Below are 19,273 nucleotides of genomic sequence, written 5' to 3'. Positions count from 1 at the left end.
CTCGTATAGTTTTGTCGTCTTGCATTACAAAACTGAAGGTCAGGGCCTTTACTGCCAAAGCATTACAAAGGTACCCGTTGTTAAATAATACATGATTTCAAGGGTATATCAGGATCAACGGCTTTTTTTTCATCAATTGACAGGCATTGGCCAATAATGTGACGCGCAGCCATAAAATCCTGAGCAGCATTGACGGTTTCGGCGCAGATCAGGCGACCTTCAAGTAAATGCAGAACCGATAGGCGTTCCTTATCAGGAAAAAAACGCCGAACAGTTCTAAGGCCAGGTTTTTTGACGCCAGCGATCTGTAACTTCGCCCCGAACTGGTCCGACCAGAACCAGGGAGTTTCGGGGGTGGGCAGGGGATGACCGGTTAATTCCGCGGCCACTCGACGCGCCTGCTCCAAGGCGTTTTGAACACTTTCGAGCCGCATCTGCCGACCATCGGAAAGGGGACGGCGGGTCATGTCGCCTATTGCAAAAATATCCGGGTCCGACGTCCGGCAGTTTTCGTCTACATCAATGCCTGCATTACAGACTAACCCTGCATGACGAGCGAAGGTCAGAGCCGGCGTCGCGCCTATTCCTACCAGAATGTCGTCAACCTCCAGCCTGGTGCCGTCGGACAGTTCAACAGTTGTGATGGTATCGACGTCTGAGCGCTCAGCCTGCGTGACGGAAACGCCAGTGCGAATATCATTCCCATGCTGCCTGTGCATCTCGGATATATGCGCAGCAATTACAGGGCTTGCGACGCGGGCCAGTATGCGTTCCTGCTGCTCCACCACGGTAACATGCAAACCGGCAATGCGGGCCGTGGCTGCCGCTTCCAGGCCGACATATCCCCCGCCGACGACAAAGAGCCTGTTTCTGGCCTTGAGTCTGTTTTTTAGTCGGACTGCGTCGTGCAGGCTGGCTAGTACATGGGTATTTCGGGCATTGAGAACAGGAATGCGGCTTGGGGTGCTGCCGCAGGCAAGAACAAGTTTGTCGTACGCCAGTTGTGTTCCGTCAGCCAGAGTAATGAATTTTGCAGCAGGGTCGACTGCCACGCAGGCAGACCCAAGGCGCAGTGTAATGCTATTGCTGGAATAAAACTCTTCCGTTTTAAGGAGCAGATGCTCCGCTTGCGTGCTGCCGGTGAGAAAACCCTTGGAGAGCGGAGGGCGTAGATAAGGTAGCTCCTTACCTTCACCGACCAGCGTTATAGGGTTGGTATAGCCCGCGAGACGTAGAAATGCCGCAGCCGAACCACCGGCATGACCGGCTCCGACAATAACAACACCAGAACTGGCCATTTCACTCACCCTTGAGAGGCAGGAACATAGACAAGCAGACCATCAAGATCATCTGTGATTCGGATCTGGCAGCCAAGTCGGGAATTGTCTTTTACATCAGAAGAAAATTCCAGCATTTCGCTCTCCTGGCTGGTGGGAGCAGGAAGGCGTTCAACCCACGGCGGATCGATATGGACATGACAGGTCGCGCAGGCGCAGGCGCCACCGCATTCACCGATGATGCCTGCGATAGCGTTTTGTGTCGCGACCTGCATGACAGACATCCCCAATGGCGCATCGATAGCCATGGATATGCCGTCAGGCTGGATGAATGTAACCAAAGGCATCAAGTTTTCCCCGGTGGCTTGTGATACAGGCGCGGGCAAATGGGGAAACGCCCCCGGTAATGGGGCGTGTTGCCAATTTTGCCCCAGCATGATTGGTGCTGACGCGCCGGGAGTTCAGAGACCGGGGATATCGCGCCCGGTTGCCCAGGCCTGTACGCCTGCGGGGTCTATCTCCTCGGCAATGGCGGCGGCAACCCGGTCAGCCATAAGGGGTGCGAGCTTGAAGCCATGACCGGAGCATGCGCTGATAATCCAGGCTTTTTCCCCTTCCGGCCGGACGATAAATCGTTCATCGGCCGTCACCGTATAGAAACAGGCTTTCTGTTCAAGAAGAGTATAGTGATCGAAATCTTTCCATGCTCTGGCGGCGGCCTCCTTAAGACGGGCGATATCTGCTGCCGAGGCTGTGCGGTTTCCATCAGGGTCTCCGCTGCGTGAAAACTGATGGTCACCAATTTTCAGGCGCGTTCCAGGGCGACCGGGCAGGGTATAGGTGCCACTGTCCTCACCGAGATCAATAAGCACAGGAGCGTTTTTCCATGCAGTCGCGTATTCTGCCGGTGGGCTTAGAAACAGCACGGCTTGGCGCGACGGAACCGCAATACCGCGCAGACCGGGCACCAGTCTGTCGACCCAGGCTCCAGCACAGATCACAACCTTGTCGCCACGATAAAGACCGTTAGCGGTTTTGACCGTCCCGGCTTTTACATCCACTTCTTCCACCTTGCTGTAGGGGTGGAAGCGGACACCACGTGTGGGCAGGTATTCTGCCATATCGGTAAGAATTCTGATCGGGAAGAGAATACCCGCACCTTCCGTACGGACAACGCGGGTCAGCCCATCCTCGCGCAACATCGGATAAAGGTTCGCAACATCAGATAGCGGAATATCGACGCAGGGCACACCCATCCGTGCCAGCGACCGATGCACGGCGGGGTACCAGTCGGACTCACCTCTCATGAAATAGATTGCCGGCGTGGGGTCGAAATGCCTGGCGCCCAGATCCTGCCATATCTTGTCCCAGACGTTAAAGGCCTGTGGCATCAGATAGGCGTATCCTTCCATTTCGCCGTAAGCATGACGGATAATACGATGTTCGTCGTAAGATGATGAGATGTTGTAAGGAATTTCACCCTGCTCAAAAAGTTCGACATCGAAACCGCGCCGGTTCAGGGCCCAGGCGCATGACATGCCAGCAATACCACCGCCGACAACAAGAATTTTTCCTTTAGGCATCGTCGTCTTTCCGTTTGAAAATTATGCCGTGACGGTTGCGGGTGTGAACCAGCCTTTTTCAGATCGCCAGTCCGGCCGCAGTGTTGCAAAGCGTGACAGGCAGAGTTTATCGATGTCGGTAAAGGTGCAGCGACCCTCGGTTACAAGATCGCGCAGGGCATGCCCCACGGCGGGAGAAAGGCCAAAACCGACACCCGACATGCTGGCAACAGTCACATTGCCCGGTCCTGTCGGACGATCAAGCACGGGGCGGCCATCTGGCGTGTTTTCCACAATTCCTGCCCAGGCGCGGATAACCCGCAAATGGGCCGCACCAGGAAAAAGCTGCGCGACCCGCAGGGCAAGATGCTGCACTGTCGGGGTGGACGGTCGGGAGACCTTGCCTGTCAGGGGCTGTTCGGGCAGCCATTCATGCCAGCCACCACCATAGGCAAGATTGCCGCGCAATGTCTGACGCCCATACAGACCGTTACCGTCGACACCGCCAATTTTCATGAGCGGCACGGCTTCGGTCACGATCATTTCCGCTCTGGCGGCGGCAAGCGGCATGAATAGCCCGACATCGCGGGCCAGAGCCTCGGACTGTGGGCCCGCGGCAATGACAACGTGATCGCACCCGATCGTGCCGGAGGGCGTGACGACGCTTACCGCCCGACCTCCGGCTGTTTCGATACGCAGCGCTGGCATATGCTGGAAAATACGGGCACCCAAGTCCTGGGCCGCCCATGCATAAGCCTGCACCGTGCGCTGCGGGTTGGCCTGGCCGCCTGTATGAACGTATATGCCGCCAAGGTTGTCCCGCCCCGCCAGGGGCACAAGTTCCCTGACCACCTTGCTGTCGAGATCCGTCACCTTGAAGCCAAGGTTACGGATGTTTTCGGCAATACGGGCATAGCTGCGCAGATGTATCGGGTTGGTGGCAAAAATGATTCGGTCGGGCCGATACTCGGTTGGGTAGCCAAGCAGGTCATCCATCATGGGCCACAGCCGCTGCTCTTCCAGAAACAGCGGGCTCTGGTAATGCGTAGCTCCCCCACCATTGCGGCTGGAGGCCTCGGCCCCCACAATGCCTTTGTCGATCACCACAACGTCGACACCGTCCCGCGCCAGCCACCATGCGGCACTCAAGCCGGTAACGCCAGCACCGATTACAACCACTGACGCACCTGCGGGAAGCTGAATCGCCTGCCGAACGAGATGTGGTTTTTCTTCAGTCATGTTGCTCATGCTCACAGATGCGTATCTTCGCCAAGGCGTTCTGCCTCGCGAGGGGTGCCTACATCGGCATAGGGAACCCACTGCGTGGGAATGCCGAACCAGACATGCCAGCCATTATGGGTATCGGGGTCGTCCATTGCCGCCATGGCACGTAGCGTCAGCGGGCGGACAGGAATGCGGTAACCGGCCAGCGGCACCTGTGTCATATCGACGCCTGATGACAGGGCGATCATCATGGCAATCTGCTCGCGGCAGCGCCGTGCCTGACATGGCCCCATGGAAACCCGGGTCAACCGCTTGAGCTGATCGTGGTCCGGTGGTCCGTCCTGAAGCAGTGTTGCAAGGGAACGCCGTGCAATGCGTCCTCCGCTGCAGCCCAAATAATGCGGGGGTGCTACGTCCAGCAGAGCCTGGCGGGTAATTTCCTCGCAGGTGCATGCGAGCGTATCCTGCGCGCCATTATCCAGCAGGGTACGCATCCAGTCCATGCGGTAGCTGTAATCGACACCCGCAGGTATGCCGGACGGTGCGTCACCACGGGAACCGGCAGCAGCCAGCGCGGCCGCCTGTCCCTGCGCAGCAGGATCTGCGGCTAGGCCGGTCACTGAACCTGCGACCAGAATTTCCGGGACCGGTGTTATGCCCTGTCCGTCGCAAACCGGAACATACCCGCCCCGCGCCGGGTCCATGACAAGGGGCACACCAGCGACGTCCAGCAGTTCAACAGATGGAACTTCCCCCACGGCAATAACAACCGTGTCGCAAGCGATTTCCCGCGTTTCAGTCATTATACCGGATGTGGAACCTACTTGCAGGGCGCGTAGCCCTTCCGGCGTGCTGAGGGCGGCAAGCGGGACCGTGTTGCACATGATCTCGACACCACGGGCAATGAGCGGGGCAATGAGCGTGTCCGGTGCCTGAGGCACATTGCGGATTTCGATCATGGCTGCAACAGCCAGACCGGTGTCCAGCGCGAGTGTGGCGGTTTGCGTTGCCACAACACCTGTTCCCAGAATGATCAGACGACGTCCGTTGAAGGCATTGTAATCACTCAGCAGGGACCTGAATGCGCGTGCCCCCATGACACCAGCCGTGTCCGATCCGGGAAATGAAAAAACGAGATCGCGCGTCCCCGATGCCACGATGACATGCGCAAAGCCGACTAGCCATGTGCGTTCTTCCGTCGCCAGGCCAGCAACCGGCATCGGGACGACATTCTGGCCTGTAGCACCGGTCCAAAGGCCCCATACGGCTGTGCCGAGCTGCACGTCCACCCCGGCTTCAAAAGCATCGGCAATGCCGGGACGCGCCTGCATGATCTGTTCTACCATGCGCATCTGGTTCTGCACGCTTGCGGCCGCGCGCCCGCCAAAAAAAAATGGCACATCCAGGCCGATCAGTTCGCCACTGACAGGTGTTTCCTCCACCAGCATAACGGAAAAGCCCGCCTGCGCGGCCGTCATGGCGGCGGCAATTCCCGCGGGTCCAGCACCGACAACCAGAACATCGACGCACTGATCCGGAACAGGAAATTTTCCGTAAGCGGAGTTGGGGTCGATCGAAGGAGTTTCAGTCATATTTCAGATCCTGGAAAGCGCCTGCTTAAAGTCGGCAATAAGATCGTCTTGGTGCTCGATGCCAACGGAGATCCTGACAGTTCCCTCGCTGATACCCGTCTCATAAAGGCGTTCGCGTGGCACGGCATGATGCGTCGTGGTCGCAGGGTGACAGACAAGCGTTTCGGTCCCGCCCAGACTGACGGCAAGTCGGGGAATTTTTAGGGCGTTCAGAACAAGAAAGGCTTCTTCGCGCCCCCCCTTGACCGAGAACGAGAACGTTGAGCCCGCACCCGAACATTGCTGTTCAAAAACCCTGCGGGTTGGGGAGTCCAGGGGTAGAAGACCTGGCCATGTCACAGCCTCCACCGCCGGGTGAGTAGCAAGAAAACGTGCTATCGCTTCGGCATTTTTCTGTGCTCGTTCGGTCCTTACGGAAAGTGTTTCCAGCGAGCGCAGCAGCATCCAGCAGCCATGGGCATCCAGATGCGTGCCAAGCAGCGTACGCGTCTTGCGCAGCTTTTCAACAAGGCAAAAACTGCCACTCACGCTTCCAGCCAGAACGTCGCTGTGCCCACCAGCATATTTCGTCAGCGACGTCATTGTCAGATCTGCGCCATGTTCAAGCGGATTCTGGAGCAATGGACCGAGAAAAGTATTGTCCACCACCACAAGGGGGCGTCGTCCCTGACGCAGTTCGATTGTGTCGGCCAGTCGGACCAGACCTGCCATATCCGTAATGGAACAGGTGGGATTGGCGGGCGTTTCAGCCAGAATAATACCTACGGGACCATGTTTCATTGCGGCGGTGGCTGTGGCGATAAGGTCGCTTTCGCTGGCTGTGGGTGGTAGGGGAAAAGGCTGGATGTCCTGCACCGGGAGCAGCAGCGTGTTCATCAGCGCATGTGTGCCACCATAGATCGGTGTTGTATGCAAAAGCGCGTCACCAGGGCGCAGGCATGTCAGCATGATGGTGGCCAGCGCCGACATGCCACTGTTAAAAACAGCACACGCCGCCGCATGATCAAGCGCCGCAAGACGGTCCTGCAACATGACCAGGTTCGGATGGTCCAGGCGGGCATAGACAAACCCGCCGTTTTCGGCGGCGACATTACCTGCGGCATAAGCGTCATGCGCGCGCAGGGCTGTCTCGGCATCCGGATAGGTGAAGGTCGAGGTCAGATAAATGGGCGGTTTCGCCGCCCGCATGTGATCGTTCGGATCGTAGCCGTACCCGACCGTCAGGGTCTCGGGACGAAGGACGGGCTTGTTGTTGATCATGTATCAGCCGCCGACAATCTGAAGCCGCTGCCGGGGCTCGGGCTGGAGATAGTCGCTGATGGTCCTGCAATACCAGTCTGTGAACCTCAGCGCCAGTGCCTCGCTTCTTTCACAGTAGGGACCGGGAAGGTACCCGGTGGAATTGACACCGCGCTGGTTGTTTTCCACAAGGTCGCGGTCCTGGAGGTTGGTCGCGTTCCAGAGTTCGATAAGACCTTCGCGCGTATAGTCAATACCCTCTTCGGCATCCTTGTGAACGAGCCATTTCGCGACCACGAGTGTTTCTTCCGGCCCGATTGGCAGGGCGGAAAACATGAAGGTAAAATCGCCAAGCGCATGCGCGAAGCTGTGCGGCTCGGACGCCCAGCGCAAGGACCCGACGTCTCCGCCCTCGGCTTCCACCATTGGCTTGCTGACACAGGGCTTGCCATCGATCGTCATGGAGACGTGCCCTGGTGTCAGCGGAAAGCGCACAGCCTGCCACCAGCCGCCATCGACAGGCCCGACTGGAATCCCCGCCGCCTGCATCCGTCTCTCGAAACGCGTTGTATGATCCTCACCATCGGCTTCAAAATGAGCGCGGGCATCAATAGGGAATGTGACAGACAGTTCGGGGTGGCGGGCAGCGCAATGATAACACTCCCGACCGTTTTCCATGACCAGCTTCCAGTTGCCTTTCTCGATCAAGGTCAGGTCGGCCGCCACTTTGGCCTCCTGTAGCCGATGCGGTGCGAGAAGCGGAGCCAGTGCGTCATGGAAAGACTGGAATTCCGGAGGGTTTTCCGCCATGCAGATATAGACTGTGCCTGCAATGGTGCGAACATGGATCGGGCGCAGCCCGTATTGCGAGCGGTCGAAGTCAGCCGGCATTTTGCCGGCAGCCCTGAGCGCGCCCGTGTCGTCGTACATCCACTGGTGGTAGGGGCATAACAGACGGCGGCTCTTGCCACATCCGTCGGGCATGATCTGTGCGCCGCGATGGCGGCAGGAATTGAAAAATCCCCTGAGCACGCCGTCCTGGCCCCTGATAACGATCAGCGGCGTCCGCAATATGGTCATGGCCCGGTAAGATCCCGGTTCGGGCATTTCGACTTCAAAACCGAACAGAAGCCATGAACGCATGTAAACCGCTTCAAAATCGAAAGTCAGGATGTCGGGATCGGTATAGAATTCCTGCGGCAGGCTGAATCCTGGCTTTCTTTCGTCCAGAAGGGAGAGAATGCGTTCCTGCACACTCATTCCTGTCGTGTCGGTGCTGAGCATACGCTGCCTCGTTACATTTGGGTGCTGAACGGTTGCGACACAGCCTGTCGCCCGGTCACGATGGCATGAGAGCAGGGGGGGGACGCAAATCGTATTTGCTCATAGCGCTATCTATTTTTCTTGATTGCAGAATGGCCTGGTCCATAAGTAACGTATCTGCAACGAGTTTGAGCTTGTTGAGCGGGGAATCTGGTGTGTTACCTTTGTACCATCATCCGGAATCATGCTGGCCGAGACTGCTTTGCAGGTTCGGCGCCCTGAAACAGGGAGCGGAATATTGACCAGGCGATGGCTTCCGCTGAATGCACTGCGTGCATTTGAATCGGTCGGGCGTCTTCTCAGCTTTACGGCTGGCGCACAGGCGCTAAGCGTTTCACAGAGCGCGGTCAGTCGGCATGTCCAGATGCTTGAGGACCTGATCGGCGCGCCGCTTTTCATCCGCAAGCCACATGCTCTGGAACTGACGGAAGAAGGGGCTGCATTATTGCCGACAGTCAGCCGCTCATTCGACCGTATTGAAGCGCAGCTTGACCGCGTCATGCGTGGACGTTCCCAGCAGCGCCGGACACTCAAGGTCCATATGCCGCCTACGTTTCTCAGGCGAGTCGGCCTTGGCCTGATCCGTTCTTTCAATGCGCAGTATCCCGAGATCGTTATAGATCTGACCTCATCCAATACGGACGGACTACCACAGGGGGAGGTGGATATCGCGGTCATTTTCGACAGGCCGCATATTCGATATACGGTCACGGATCTTTTGTGGATGATTCGCCTTACACCCCTATGCGCACCCGAAATTGGCGCGAAAAGGGGCGACGAAACGCTTGATGAATTTTTCGGACAACACGAAATCCTGCATGTCAGGCTGCCGGGCGAACCCCGAAATGCCTACTGGACTACCTATTGCCGCAATACCGGCCTGCAGGTCGACACCCAGCGGGGGCTTGCATTTGAAACAGAAGAACTGTCCTCGCAATATGCAATGTCAAACGGTGGCATTACCCTGAGCGATATCGTGATGTTGTCCGAGGACATAGCTGCCGGGCGCCTGGTGGGTATGGGTGCGGCACTGATGGAGGAAGGACATGGCTATTTTTTAAGTCTTCATGCGGAAGACCTTGCCGATCCGGCCTGTATGGCGTTCCGGAACTGGATGGTCGAGCGCTGTCAGGACCTAGTGCGCCATGCCGAAAGTGTGGAGCGCACCTGCTTGGGACCGACAAAACCGCAACTCTCGTCGGGCAGATCAGGGCCCATCTGGCCGGAACCATGAGCATGAAAGCCGACTGGCGACATGACATAGCGCATGATTTGCGGAAGCGTGTCTATGGCGGATACCTTGCGCGTCGGGATGCCATGCAAATGCTGGCAATATTGGGCCTGGGCGGCGCCACGCAAGCGTTTGCCGCCGCCCCACGGCGGCAGGTGCTGCGCATTGCATGCAGTATCCTGGAAATGGACGATCCCAGTGTCGGAAATTACTTCGAAGCTGCCAACGTGTTTCGCAACGTTCTTGACTATCTCGTTCATATTGACGCGGACAGCATTGTGCGGCCGTCTCTCGCTGCGCACTGGTCCGCATCGGATGATCTACGCTGCTGGAGCTTTGTGTTGCGTGAGGATGTAACATGGTCGAACGGAGACAGGTTCGATACGCGTGACGTGGCGGCGACATTTGCGCACTGGTTGGGGCCAAATTCTTTGTCGGTGAACAAAACAACTTTTGCTTCTGTCCGACATATTGAAATTACGGGGCCGTATGCTTTTCGTCTGTTTCTGGACCGTCCGATGGTGTCGCTCCCGGAAATGCTGTACGGCATTACCTGCCCAATGCTCCACCGGTCTTTTCCGACATCGGGCCAGCCCTGGAGCGCTAACCCGATTGGCACGGGGCCATATACCCTGACCGCGTTCTATGTGGATGACGAAGCCCGGCTGGAGCGCCGCGCCGGATACTGGGGAACGGCCCCCGGACCTGACGTACTTCGTTTCATTGATCTTGGGCAGACACCGTCGACCCAGCTCGCCGCACTGGCTGACGGTCAGGTTGATATTTTATACCAGATTGGCGAGGCCGATCTGCCACTTGCACGCAGCCTGCCAGGAATCAGAATAATCGAAACTGTTGCAGCCCAGACCTGCTGTATCAGAACCCGTGTTGACCAGAAGCCGTTTGATGACCCACGGATAAGGCGCGCCATTCAGCTTGCGTCCGACAATACCGCAATGTTGAGACTGGGTTACGGAGGCGCGGGCATAATTGGCGCAAACTGCCATGTCGCACCATTTCAACGTGATTATGGCCCTGTCCCTCCTGCGCGGCGGGATGTCCGGCAGGCACGGCACCTTCTTGCCCAAGCAGGCTATGCCGATGGAATTGAGTTGACATTAGCCCTTGGCAACACCCAGGGACTATGGGAGCAGAATACGGCCCAGATCATGCAGCAAAGTGTGGCAGAGGCCGGTATTCGCATTAATCTGAACATTCTCCCTGCAAGCGAATACAAGGCGATCTGGAGCAAGATTCCTTTTGGCCTGACATATTGGACCCAAAGACCACTAGGCATGATTCAGCTTGATCTTGCCTATCGGAGTGGCGCCGCATGGAACGAGACACGCATGGCAGACCCTGCGTTCGATGCTGCACTGGATATTGCCATGAGCACAGTCGATCCACAGCGTTGCCGTGAAGCGATGACGAAGGCGGAAAGAATTCTGCAAAACAACGCGGTTATAGTACAGCCCTTCTGGCAGAAAAAATTCACGGCTGTCTCGTCACGGGTGGCGAACTACAGGCTAGATCCCGGTGACTGCTTTGATTTTACCCGTGTGGTGCTCTCATGAAAATGCACCCCCTGATCGGTTTCTGCCTGACGCGTGTCCGGGCTGCGGTGCTGACAATGCTCGCGGTCTCGCTCCTGCTTTACGCAGTACTTGAACTCGATTCCGGCACTGTTGCCGTCAAGGTCCTCGGAGCGTTCTCAACCGATGGACAACGGGTAATCTGGTTGCATCAGAATGGTTATGATGACGGCTTTTTTCTGCGTTACTGGCGGTGGTTCAGTGGTTTTCTAATCGGTGACTGGGGTTTTTCGACGCATTATCGTGTTCCGGTTCTCTCTCTGGTACTGCAACGTCTTGGCGCGACGGCATTGCTGGCTTTTCTGGTTCTGCTGTTCATGGTGCCGCTGGGCCTCGGGCTGGGTATTCTGTCAGGGATCATGGCAGGTCGGCGCACTGACAGGGTTATTTCCGTTATGGCAATTATAACGACATCTATCCCGGATTATGCCAGTTGTTCATTTCTGTCGGCAATTTTTGTTGTCGGCCTACAGTGGCTACCCGGTGCCAGCACAATGACCGACGGGTTCAACCTGCGGCAGTTCGCGTTGCCCGTGGCAGTTCTCGTTCTTTATTCATCCGGATATGTCATACGGATTACACGCGCTGCAATCAGTGTCGAAATGGGTCGGCCTTATGTCCGGACGGCGCGTCTCAAAGGAGCCGACTATTCCTATATTGTGCTGAGGCATGTTGTCCGTAATGCCCTCTCCGCGCCGCTGACGGTTATTATGCTGCAGATCCCATGGCTTATGTCTGGTGTGATTGTAGTGGAGGTCTTTTTCGGCTATCGGGGCTTCGGGTCTCTTCTTTACGACGGCGCGCTGAACAGCGATTTCCCGGTCATAGAAGCATGCGCCATGCTCAGTGTCGCAGTTGTCACCACATCACAGCTGCTGTCCGAACTGGCGACAGCATTGCTCGATCCACGTCAGCGTTCGGTGCTGTTGCCGTATCGTCGTAAAAGCACAGAGCTACCCGCCGTTACTAATACGAGGGATGCTGTATTATGAAACCGCAGATGCTCTCGGGGTTGCATGTTCTGATGTCCTGGCGCCGTCGCCTGAGGTGGTCAGGGTGGCTGTCGCTGTGTGTTCTTGCTTTCTGGCTATTATGCGCGGTGGCCGCACCACTTGTGGCGCCGTACAATCCACTCAAAAGTTTTTCGCCTTTACTGCTCCCGCTGCAATTCGATCCGTGGGGCCTGCATGTACTGGGTACCGACATGATCGGCCGCGATATTCTGTCCCGTCTGATCTGGGGGGCGCAACCCGTCATACTGTGGTCATCACTCGCAACATTCTGTGCTTATGTCATTGGTATTACCTGCGGGCTGGGCGCCGGTTACCTGCGTGGTCAGGCTGATCGTCTTCTGTCGTTTATCGCCAATATGATGCTGTCATTTCCTATATTGGTATTATACCTGCTGGTCGTAGTACGGCTTGGTCCGTCCGGCGCCAATATTGTTCTGGCCGTTATTTTTGCCACATCGCCGTCGGTTTTCAGGGTCGTGCGCGCACTGGTCATGAAAGAAAGCCGGAAGGATTATGTCCTTATCTCGCAGACACAGGGCGAATCTCTGTTCCGTATCCTGGGCGCCGAACTGTTGCCAAACGTCATGGGACCAATTGTGGTGGATGGTTGCCTGCGCCTTGGCTACACCGCCATTATGATCGGTCTGCTCGGCTTTCTTGGCCTCGGCCTGCCTCCGCCGGCACCGGATTGGGGCGGAATGATCAATGACGGACGCGCCATGGCGATAGCCTTTCCTCACCTGATCATTTTTCCCTGCCTGGCGATTTCATCCCTCATGCTCAGCCTTTCAGTGTTGATCGACAATCTGAATGGCGATGGAGCCCTGGCGGAAATGCCGTCATGAAAGATGTGCCCGTCCTTACGGTCCATAATCTCAGCGTGGCGCTTCCAGCCGGGTCTGGCCGGAAATACGCTGTCCGTAATTTAAACATGAGCGTGACCCGCGGCGAAATCGTGTGTGTCGTAGGGGAATCCGGCTCGGGTAAATCCGTTTTGTCCGAGGCGATCATGGGAGCGCTGCCCCCTCAGCTTCCCGTAAGTGCAGGACAGATCCTGTTTCAGGGCAGGAACATTGTCGAGATGGATGAGGAAAATCTGCGAGCAATGCGTGGGAACACCATAGCCATGATTTTTCAGGAGCCCATGTCGGCACTGAATCCATCGATCTGTATTGGCCAACAAATTATCGAGGTTCTTTCAATTCATCGTCCTGAAATGACGACCGAGCAAAAGAAAGCGCGCGTCCTGAAACTTCTTAACGATGTCAACCTTCCCGACCCTGAAGGAATTGGGGCGCGGCTGCCGCACGAACTCTCGGGGGGACAGTGCCAGCGTGTCGTGATTGCGATGGCTCTGGCACTAGATCCCGTTCTGTTGATCGCGGATGAACCAACAACCGCTCTGGACGCAACCACCCAGGCACAGATCCTTAACCTGATTTGCGAACTGCGCGATCATCATAACCATGCGATCATATTTATCACGCATGATCTGGGGGTTGTCGCCGATATTGCCGATCGCGTCGTTGTCATGAAAAGCGGACAGATTATAGAGCAGGGAGGAGCTGACGACGTGCTGTATAACCCCCGTGAAGCCTATACCCGGGGGTTGCTGGATGCGTTACCGCAAGGCAAGGTACCAGAACAGATGCCGCCACCGGCACAACACTACCCAGCAATATCAGTCAGGAAGCTTTCAAAATATTACGGCCATTACAAGGCTCTTGATTCAATCAGTTTCGACCTTCAACCGGGTCAAAGTCTTGTGGTCGTGGGTGAGTCAGGCTCAGGCAAAAGTACCCTCGCACGCTGCCTCATGCGATTGATCGAACCCGATGACGGTCAGATCGTGGTAGACGGGTTGGATTTCGCGCAACTGGGCGGTATGGAACTCAGGCGTAGCCGACGGCTGGTACAGATGGTCTTTCAGGACCCTTACGGGGCACTCAATCCACATCGGACGGTCAGGCAGACTCTCGTGAGGGCAGGGCAATTAGCCGATCTGTCACGTATAGAGGCACAAAAACAGGCTGTCTCGTTGCTGGAAATGGTAGGCCTTGGACAAGACGCGCTCGACCGCCGGGCCAATGCGTTTTCTGGCGGACAGCGACAGCGTATCGGCATAGCGCGCGCGCTGGCACTCCGCCCCCGTATTCTGATCGCGGACGAAAGTGTTGCGGCACTTGATGCATCGATGCAGCAGCAGGTGCTCAAAATACTGGCGCGTCTCCGGCGGGAGCAGGATATGACCATCATTTTCATCACCCATGATCTGCGTGTTGCCCTGGAAATTGCCGATAACGTCGCAGTCATGCGACACGGTCAGATTGTAGAATACGGCAAAGCCACATCTGTATTGACTGCACCCGCCCATGATTACACGCGTATCTTACTGGCCGCGCGTCCAGGACAGAAACTTCACAGGGCCGGCGCGGCGGCATGCTGATAGCGGGGAATTGGACACACCCTTTTTGACGTTAACGAAAACAGATAGGGCGATATAGTTTTCATATTGGCTTGATGAACCACAAATCCTGTTAATTATGTTTCGATATCGTATCGTCCCAGATGTTCGTAAAGCGGCTGGGTATTAGAAATCGATGAAATTGCAGGGGAGACTGTCATGCGACGGAGTGCGGTCCTCAGGAGTGGTGTATCGCTCCTGGTTTTAAGTACGCCGATCTGCGCTCACGCGGCAACCGCTCGCGATGCTGGATCTGACACAGTGGATCATGCCCATGCCCGGCCTGTTTCGGCAGTAAGGCAAAAACTGCCGGCCCAGACGAAACAGCCCAGCCCAAAAATTTCGGAACAGTCGGAATCAATCTCGGTTTTCGGTGGGGGCTCGGCCCGCCAGATGACAACCGTGTCTGCGAAAATGATCCAGCGATCAGCGCCTGGAACCAGTGTTCTTAAAGCCCTCAATCAGTTGCCTGGTGTCAATTTCCAGTCGGCTGATCCGTTTGGCGCGTATGAATTTTCCATCAGTCTTTATATTCGTGGCTTCAATCAGTCCCAGATCGGGTTCACGCTGGACGACATCCCCCTTGGGGATCAATCGTTTGGTGCATGGAACGGCTTACCCCAGACCGCAGCGGTTATCAGCGAAAACGTGGGCTCGGCCAGTGTCTCCCAGGGTGCGGGCGCACTGAATGTCGCCGCCACCAGCGCCCTTGGTGGCGCAATTCAGATGTATACTGCTGACCCGAGCGATAAAATGGGCGGCACGATCCAGCAAACATTCGGCAGCAACGATACGTTCCGCACCTTTGCGCGTTTCAATAGCGGCAAGCTTAACGAGAGTGGTACAAAGTTTCTGATCGCCTACACCCATACGACACTCGAAAAATGGAAAGGTTATGGCGGAAATGATGGCGATCAGGTTAATTTTAAACTCGTGCAGCCCATAGGAGAACGGAGTTCAATTTCGACGTACTTCGACTGGAGCCAGACCAGGCAGGTGGATTATCAGGATCTATCCCTGAATATTCTCAATACACTTGGGCAACGGGTCGATAATTATGCCCCCGATTACGCAGCCGCGTATAATGCGGCTCTTGGGCAGTTTACGCATGGAGAAAACCGGACCAACGACCCGATGGATGTGTCCTATTACGCAGGCAACGCCATCCGCAGGAATTTCCTTTCCGGTATCACGTTCAATATGGCGTTGACCGATCATCTGCGGTCCAAAACCGTTGTTTATGGCTCGGGTGAAAGCGGGTTGAGCACATGGTGGAATCCCTATGTTGCCTCGCCAAACGGGGCTCCTCTGGTAATAAGAACGACAACGCCGCAAAACCAGCGTTACGGATTTCTGTCGTCACTTTCCTACATACTCGGTCGTCATACAATCGACGGGGGCGTGTGGTACGAGAACAATGCTTTCAGCCAGAACCGATATTATTTTAACGCTCCACTGTTAAGCGAAGGTGTGACCCCTGAGCCATCGGCTGCGCCGCAAAATGCCTTTGCCGAGCCATGGGGCTATCAGTTTCATACCAATACATTCCAGTTTCATTTGCAGGATACATTCAAGGTTACGCCCAATATTACCCTTCAGGCTGGTTTCCGGTCCCTTTATTCCAATACGTATGATCGGATTACGGCCAATAACGCTCTCTATAGTAGCGAAAGCACGTTGCCGTCGGGGTCCATGACCGCAGCTAAGGCATTTTTGCCACAGTTCAGCGGGCGCTGGCGCTTTCTGCCGCAGCATGAACTGTTTTTTGATATTTCAAAAAACATGCGCACCTATGTTCCCGCCGGGTATCAGCTTGGGTCGCCCTGGTCTGTCCCCACACAGGCTGATTTCAACGAGACGAAGAGTGCACTGCACCCTGAAACCGACTGGGTCTATGAAGGGGGCTACCGCTATACATCCCCTTACTTTGTCGGGCTTCTAACAGTCTATCGGGTTGATTTTTCCAATCGGCAGCAGGCTCTATCTTACGGCTCCATCGCAAATACGTTTTCACGTTTGCAGAATGTGGGCAGCGTGCAGACCAATGGTGTTGAAGTAAGCGGCACTCTCACACCCTTCAGAAAATCCTCCGTTGACTGGATCAAGACATTATCTGTTTATAACAGTCTCAGTTATAACAGATCGGTTCTGGAAAATAACTACAGCGTTCAAGGCGTGACATATCATGTCCGGGGCAAGGCCATCCCGAACATGCCGCAGTTGATGTATAAGAGCACTCTGTCCTGGTCATGGAAAAAATTCAGCACTCATCTGGATGTCAATTATCTCGGACACCGCTATATAGACTACATGAACACAGCCAAAGTACATGGGTATTGGCTTACGTCGCTTGGTGCCCGTTATGATTTAGGGCGCATCGGCTTTGCCAATAATCTTTCATTCCAGTTCAATGTCTACAATCTGACAAATATCCAATATGTTGCAACAATGGGGGAGGAAGGAAATCCGTCCCAAGGGGATTACCAGACAATCATGCCGGGTGCGCCACGGCAGTTTTTTGGAACCGTCTCTGTCGATTTTTGATCTATTAGAAAGAATATTCGAGACCAGTGCTCTACATAGCTGTATTTGCTTTTTATACGTCGGTGACGGTCGTTTGATTTTTGATCAGACGACCGTTTTTCATCTCAGAATTTTTATATATGTTAATTGAGTAAGACTTTTAATACCTTGAGTATTTGCAGGCACGATAGCGATCGCTGTTGACCACAATGTATAATCACTGCGCCTTGCCCGTGAAAATTCTCTATCAAGTATCAAGGACGTCGACGTAAGTAGTTTCGGTATGCTCCAGGTATATCGGGCTGGAGGCACACGGTGGTTTTTTACAGACAGATTAAAGGCAAATGCATAGAGAATGACTGAGCCCATTTTTCCGCCTAATGGGCGCGCAATAAACCCCTCAGGCTGCTTAGACGGAAGCCGAAGATATCTTTTCCTGCCTGCATTGCTTTGCGCGGGCAATCGAAGGTGTGGGGTGTGACCTTCCGCTCGCTGCGGCGAGGATGGCGCCCAGAAGAACAAGTGCCAGACCGATTGCAAACAGCCCGGTCAGGTGGTTTCCCAGAAAAAACCAGGACGATGCTACTCCCACCAATGGTACGCCTAACGTAAAATTGGACATGGCGAAAACGGATAGTCTGCGCCCCTGTTCGGCGGAGATGACAAAGCATACGGACGTTGCCACCGGCCCGATGAAGAGCAACATCGCGCAAATATGCCAGTCCAATATCGTCAAAACCGGAGCACCTTCGGTCATCCAGGCGAATACAGCCAGTGGAATGGCCGCCAGCATCATCTGCCATGGTGCGAGAGCCAGGGGAGATGTGTGCCATTGGTGGTGACGGATATGGAAGATCGTTACGGCCCAGGCAACCGCCCCGATCAGCAGGAAGGCACTTCCCATGATGGTGCCCGGAGTGTTCCAGTCCATTTCCAGCGGGGAACAGATCAGCATTGTGCCCGACAGCCCTACCACCAATGCTAGAATCTGCATGCGTGTCGGTGTCTGTCGCAACGCCAGCCAGGATACCAGGACGCCCCATAGCGGGGTTGTATAGGCCAACAGTACTGCGTGACTGGTATCGGTACGCGTCATGGCGATCATACCAAGCCCCGTAAACGTCATCATCTGGAGGAATCCCATGGTTGCGACTATCGGCCAGTCGGCCAATGGTGGGCGGCCAAGCTGCCCCCGCCACCACACGAATCCAAACAGGCAGAGCCCTGCGCTCCCAAAGCGAATTGACGCAAGCCATAAGGGAGATATCGACGCGAGAGCAAGCTTTGTCACCGGCCAGCTCACGCCCCAAAGCAGGACCATAACGCCCAACCAGACGAATGTGGCAGCACAGGTGGTGGCTGGTGGAGTGACGCGTGTCGGCTGATGAGGATTTGACAACATTGTGCGATCTCGTGGCGAGGCAAGAAGGCATATTCTATTGATTTCCAGAGAAAAATAATTTCCAATATATTGAGAATGCTCCAGAATAAGGCAAATTATTCTGAAATATGTGAAAATTTAGGATAATTTATTCCATGCAGCCAATACGCTTTGATACCGCAAGCCTGAAGATACTTGAGATTCTTCAGGAAAACGCCGAAGTCAGCAATGCTGAACTGGCTGAACGTGTCGGCCTGTCACCGTCACCATGCTGGCGCAGGGTCGCGGATATGAAAGCACAGGGCGTGTTCAAGGGCACTGTGTTGCTGGTTGATCCGCTCAAGGTCGGCTTAGCCGTCAACGTCTTTGTGCATGTGTCGCTCCGTCAGCAGGATAAACAGTCGCTGGAAGTGTTTACGCAAGCGGTTCAGGCTAGGCCGGAAGTCATGGAATGTTATCTCATGACAGGGGAGGCGGATTTTTTGCTCCGGGTCGTGATTGAAAATCTGGTCCGCTACCAGGAATTCATGCTGGAGGTTCTGACGCAAATTCCTGGTGTGTCCAGCATACGCTCCAGTTTTGCGCTGGATCAGGTCAAATATACAACAGCACTTCCCGTAAAGCACCTTGAACGACCATGAGGTTTCAGAAAAATAGAGCGTCGTTTTTATAAGACCGAAGCGAGAGTATGTTGGGCCATATCCCGGTTCCGGATAACTACCGGGCCGTCTGCCAGCCTGCTGCGTTTACCATGCCGGGAGGTGGCTATTTGACAGTATTGTATTGCCCATTCTCCATCTGAAAGCGGCATTTATATGAATTAGACAGAAGACTATTCAGGAGACACAGGCA

15 protein-coding genes are annotated in these 19,273 nt (G+C 55.3%); 7 read left to right on the top strand and 8 right to left on the bottom strand.

Going from position 1 to position 19,273, the window contains the following annotated elements:
• Nucleotides 1-80: 80 nt before the first annotated feature.
• The 7 genes from ABF990_RS02080 to ABF990_RS02050 form a co-directional block, all read right to left on the bottom strand.
• Entirely contained in the window at nucleotides 81-1,298 is a 1,218-nt protein-coding gene (locus ABF990_RS02080) for an NAD(P)/FAD-dependent oxidoreductase (protein ID WP_415500229.1), read from the bottom strand.
• 5 nt (nucleotides 1,299-1,303) lie between these two features.
• A complete protein-coding gene (locus ABF990_RS02075; protein WP_415490204.1) occupies nucleotides 1,304-1,624 on the bottom strand; it encodes a 2Fe-2S iron-sulfur cluster-binding protein in 321 nt (106 codons plus the stop codon).
• Between the two features lie 114 nt (nucleotides 1,625-1,738).
• Nucleotides 1,739-2,860 carry an NAD(P)/FAD-dependent oxidoreductase gene (locus tag ABF990_RS02070; RefSeq protein ID WP_415490203.1) on the bottom strand — a complete coding sequence of 374 codons (1,122 nt, stop codon included), beginning with the start codon at nucleotides 2,858-2,860 and terminating at the stop codon, nucleotides 1,739-1,741.
• Nucleotides 2,861-2,881: 21 nt separating this feature from the next.
• Complete coding sequence (locus tag ABF990_RS02065; protein WP_415500228.1) at nucleotides 2,882-4,087, bottom strand: NAD(P)/FAD-dependent oxidoreductase; 1,206 nt, start codon at nucleotides 4,085-4,087, stop codon at nucleotides 2,882-2,884.
• A gap of 2 nt (nucleotides 4,088-4,089) precedes the next feature.
• Nucleotides 4,090-5,655: an FAD-dependent oxidoreductase gene (locus tag ABF990_RS02060; RefSeq protein WP_415500227.1), complete on the bottom strand. Its 1,566-nt coding sequence runs from the start codon at nucleotides 5,653-5,655 to the stop codon at nucleotides 4,090-4,092.
• Nucleotides 5,656-5,658: 3 nt separating this feature from the next.
• Nucleotides 5,659-6,915 (bottom strand): aminotransferase class I/II-fold pyridoxal phosphate-dependent enzyme, encoded by a 1,257-nt coding sequence (locus tag ABF990_RS02055; RefSeq protein ID WP_415500226.1) that lies wholly within the window; start codon nucleotides 6,913-6,915, stop codon nucleotides 5,659-5,661.
• 3 nt (nucleotides 6,916-6,918) lie between these two features.
• Nucleotides 6,919-8,178, bottom strand: coding sequence for an aromatic ring-hydroxylating oxygenase subunit alpha (locus ABF990_RS02050; RefSeq protein ID WP_415500225.1), 1,260 nt, complete (start codon nucleotides 8,176-8,178; stop codon nucleotides 6,919-6,921).
• A gap of 277 nt (nucleotides 8,179-8,455) precedes the next feature.
• On the opposite strand from ABF990_RS02050, the gene ABF990_RS02045 reads away from it, so the two are divergent.
• The 6 genes from ABF990_RS02045 (at nucleotide 8,456) to ABF990_RS02020 (ending at nucleotide 17,061) form a co-directional block, all read left to right on the top strand.
• On the top strand, nucleotides 8,456-9,451 hold the full coding sequence (locus ABF990_RS02045) for a LysR substrate-binding domain-containing protein (protein ID WP_415490198.1): 996 nt from the start codon (nucleotides 8,456-8,458) through the stop codon (nucleotides 9,449-9,451).
• 182 nt (nucleotides 9,452-9,633) lie between these two features.
• On the top strand, nucleotides 9,634-11,022 hold the full coding sequence (locus ABF990_RS02040) for an ABC transporter substrate-binding protein (RefSeq protein WP_415500224.1): 1,389 nt from the start codon (nucleotides 9,634-9,636) through the stop codon (nucleotides 11,020-11,022).
• Complete coding sequence (locus ABF990_RS02035) at nucleotides 11,019-12,032, top strand: ABC transporter permease (RefSeq protein ID WP_415490196.1); 1,014 nt, start codon at nucleotides 11,019-11,021, stop codon at nucleotides 12,030-12,032. The genes ABF990_RS02040 and ABF990_RS02035 overlap by 4 nt, the downstream gene beginning before the upstream one ends.
• Nucleotides 12,029-12,898, top strand: coding sequence for an ABC transporter permease (locus ABF990_RS02030; RefSeq protein WP_415490195.1), 870 nt, complete (start codon nucleotides 12,029-12,031; stop codon nucleotides 12,896-12,898). The genes ABF990_RS02035 and ABF990_RS02030 overlap by 4 nt, the downstream gene beginning before the upstream one ends.
• The gene (locus tag ABF990_RS02025) at nucleotides 12,895-14,499 is read left to right on the top strand and encodes a dipeptide ABC transporter ATP-binding protein (protein WP_415490194.1); all 1,605 of its coding nucleotides are present in this window, start codon (nucleotides 12,895-12,897) and stop codon (nucleotides 14,497-14,499) included. The genes ABF990_RS02030 and ABF990_RS02025 overlap by 4 nt, the downstream gene beginning before the upstream one ends.
• 279 nt (nucleotides 14,500-14,778) lie before the next feature.
• Nucleotides 14,779-17,061, top strand: coding sequence for a TonB-dependent receptor domain-containing protein (locus ABF990_RS02020; protein WP_415490193.1), 2,283 nt, complete (start codon nucleotides 14,779-14,781; stop codon nucleotides 17,059-17,061).
• A gap of 388 nt (nucleotides 17,062-17,449) precedes the next feature.
• Here the strand turns inward: ABF990_RS02020 and ABF990_RS02015 are convergent, their stop codons facing one another.
• Nucleotides 17,450-18,361 (bottom strand): DMT family transporter, encoded by a 912-nt coding sequence (locus ABF990_RS02015; protein ID WP_415490192.1) that lies wholly within the window; start codon nucleotides 18,359-18,361, stop codon nucleotides 17,450-17,452.
• Between the two features lie 215 nt (nucleotides 18,362-18,576).
• On the opposite strand from ABF990_RS02015, the gene ABF990_RS02010 reads away from it, so the two are divergent.
• The gene (locus tag ABF990_RS02010; RefSeq protein WP_415490191.1) at nucleotides 18,577-19,062 is read left to right on the top strand and encodes an Lrp/AsnC family transcriptional regulator; all 486 of its coding nucleotides are present in this window, start codon (nucleotides 18,577-18,579) and stop codon (nucleotides 19,060-19,062) included.
• The last annotated feature ends 211 nt before the right edge of the window (nucleotides 19,063-19,273 follow it).

Origin of the sequence: Acetobacter sp., from assembly GCF_047723915.1 — a bacterium.
In the GTDB taxonomy this organism is placed as follows: Bacteria; Pseudomonadota; Alphaproteobacteria; order Acetobacterales; family Acetobacteraceae; genus Acetobacter.
The sequence above is the reverse complement of the archived record's forward strand: the minus strand, read 5'-3'. Positions and strand labels throughout refer to the sequence as shown.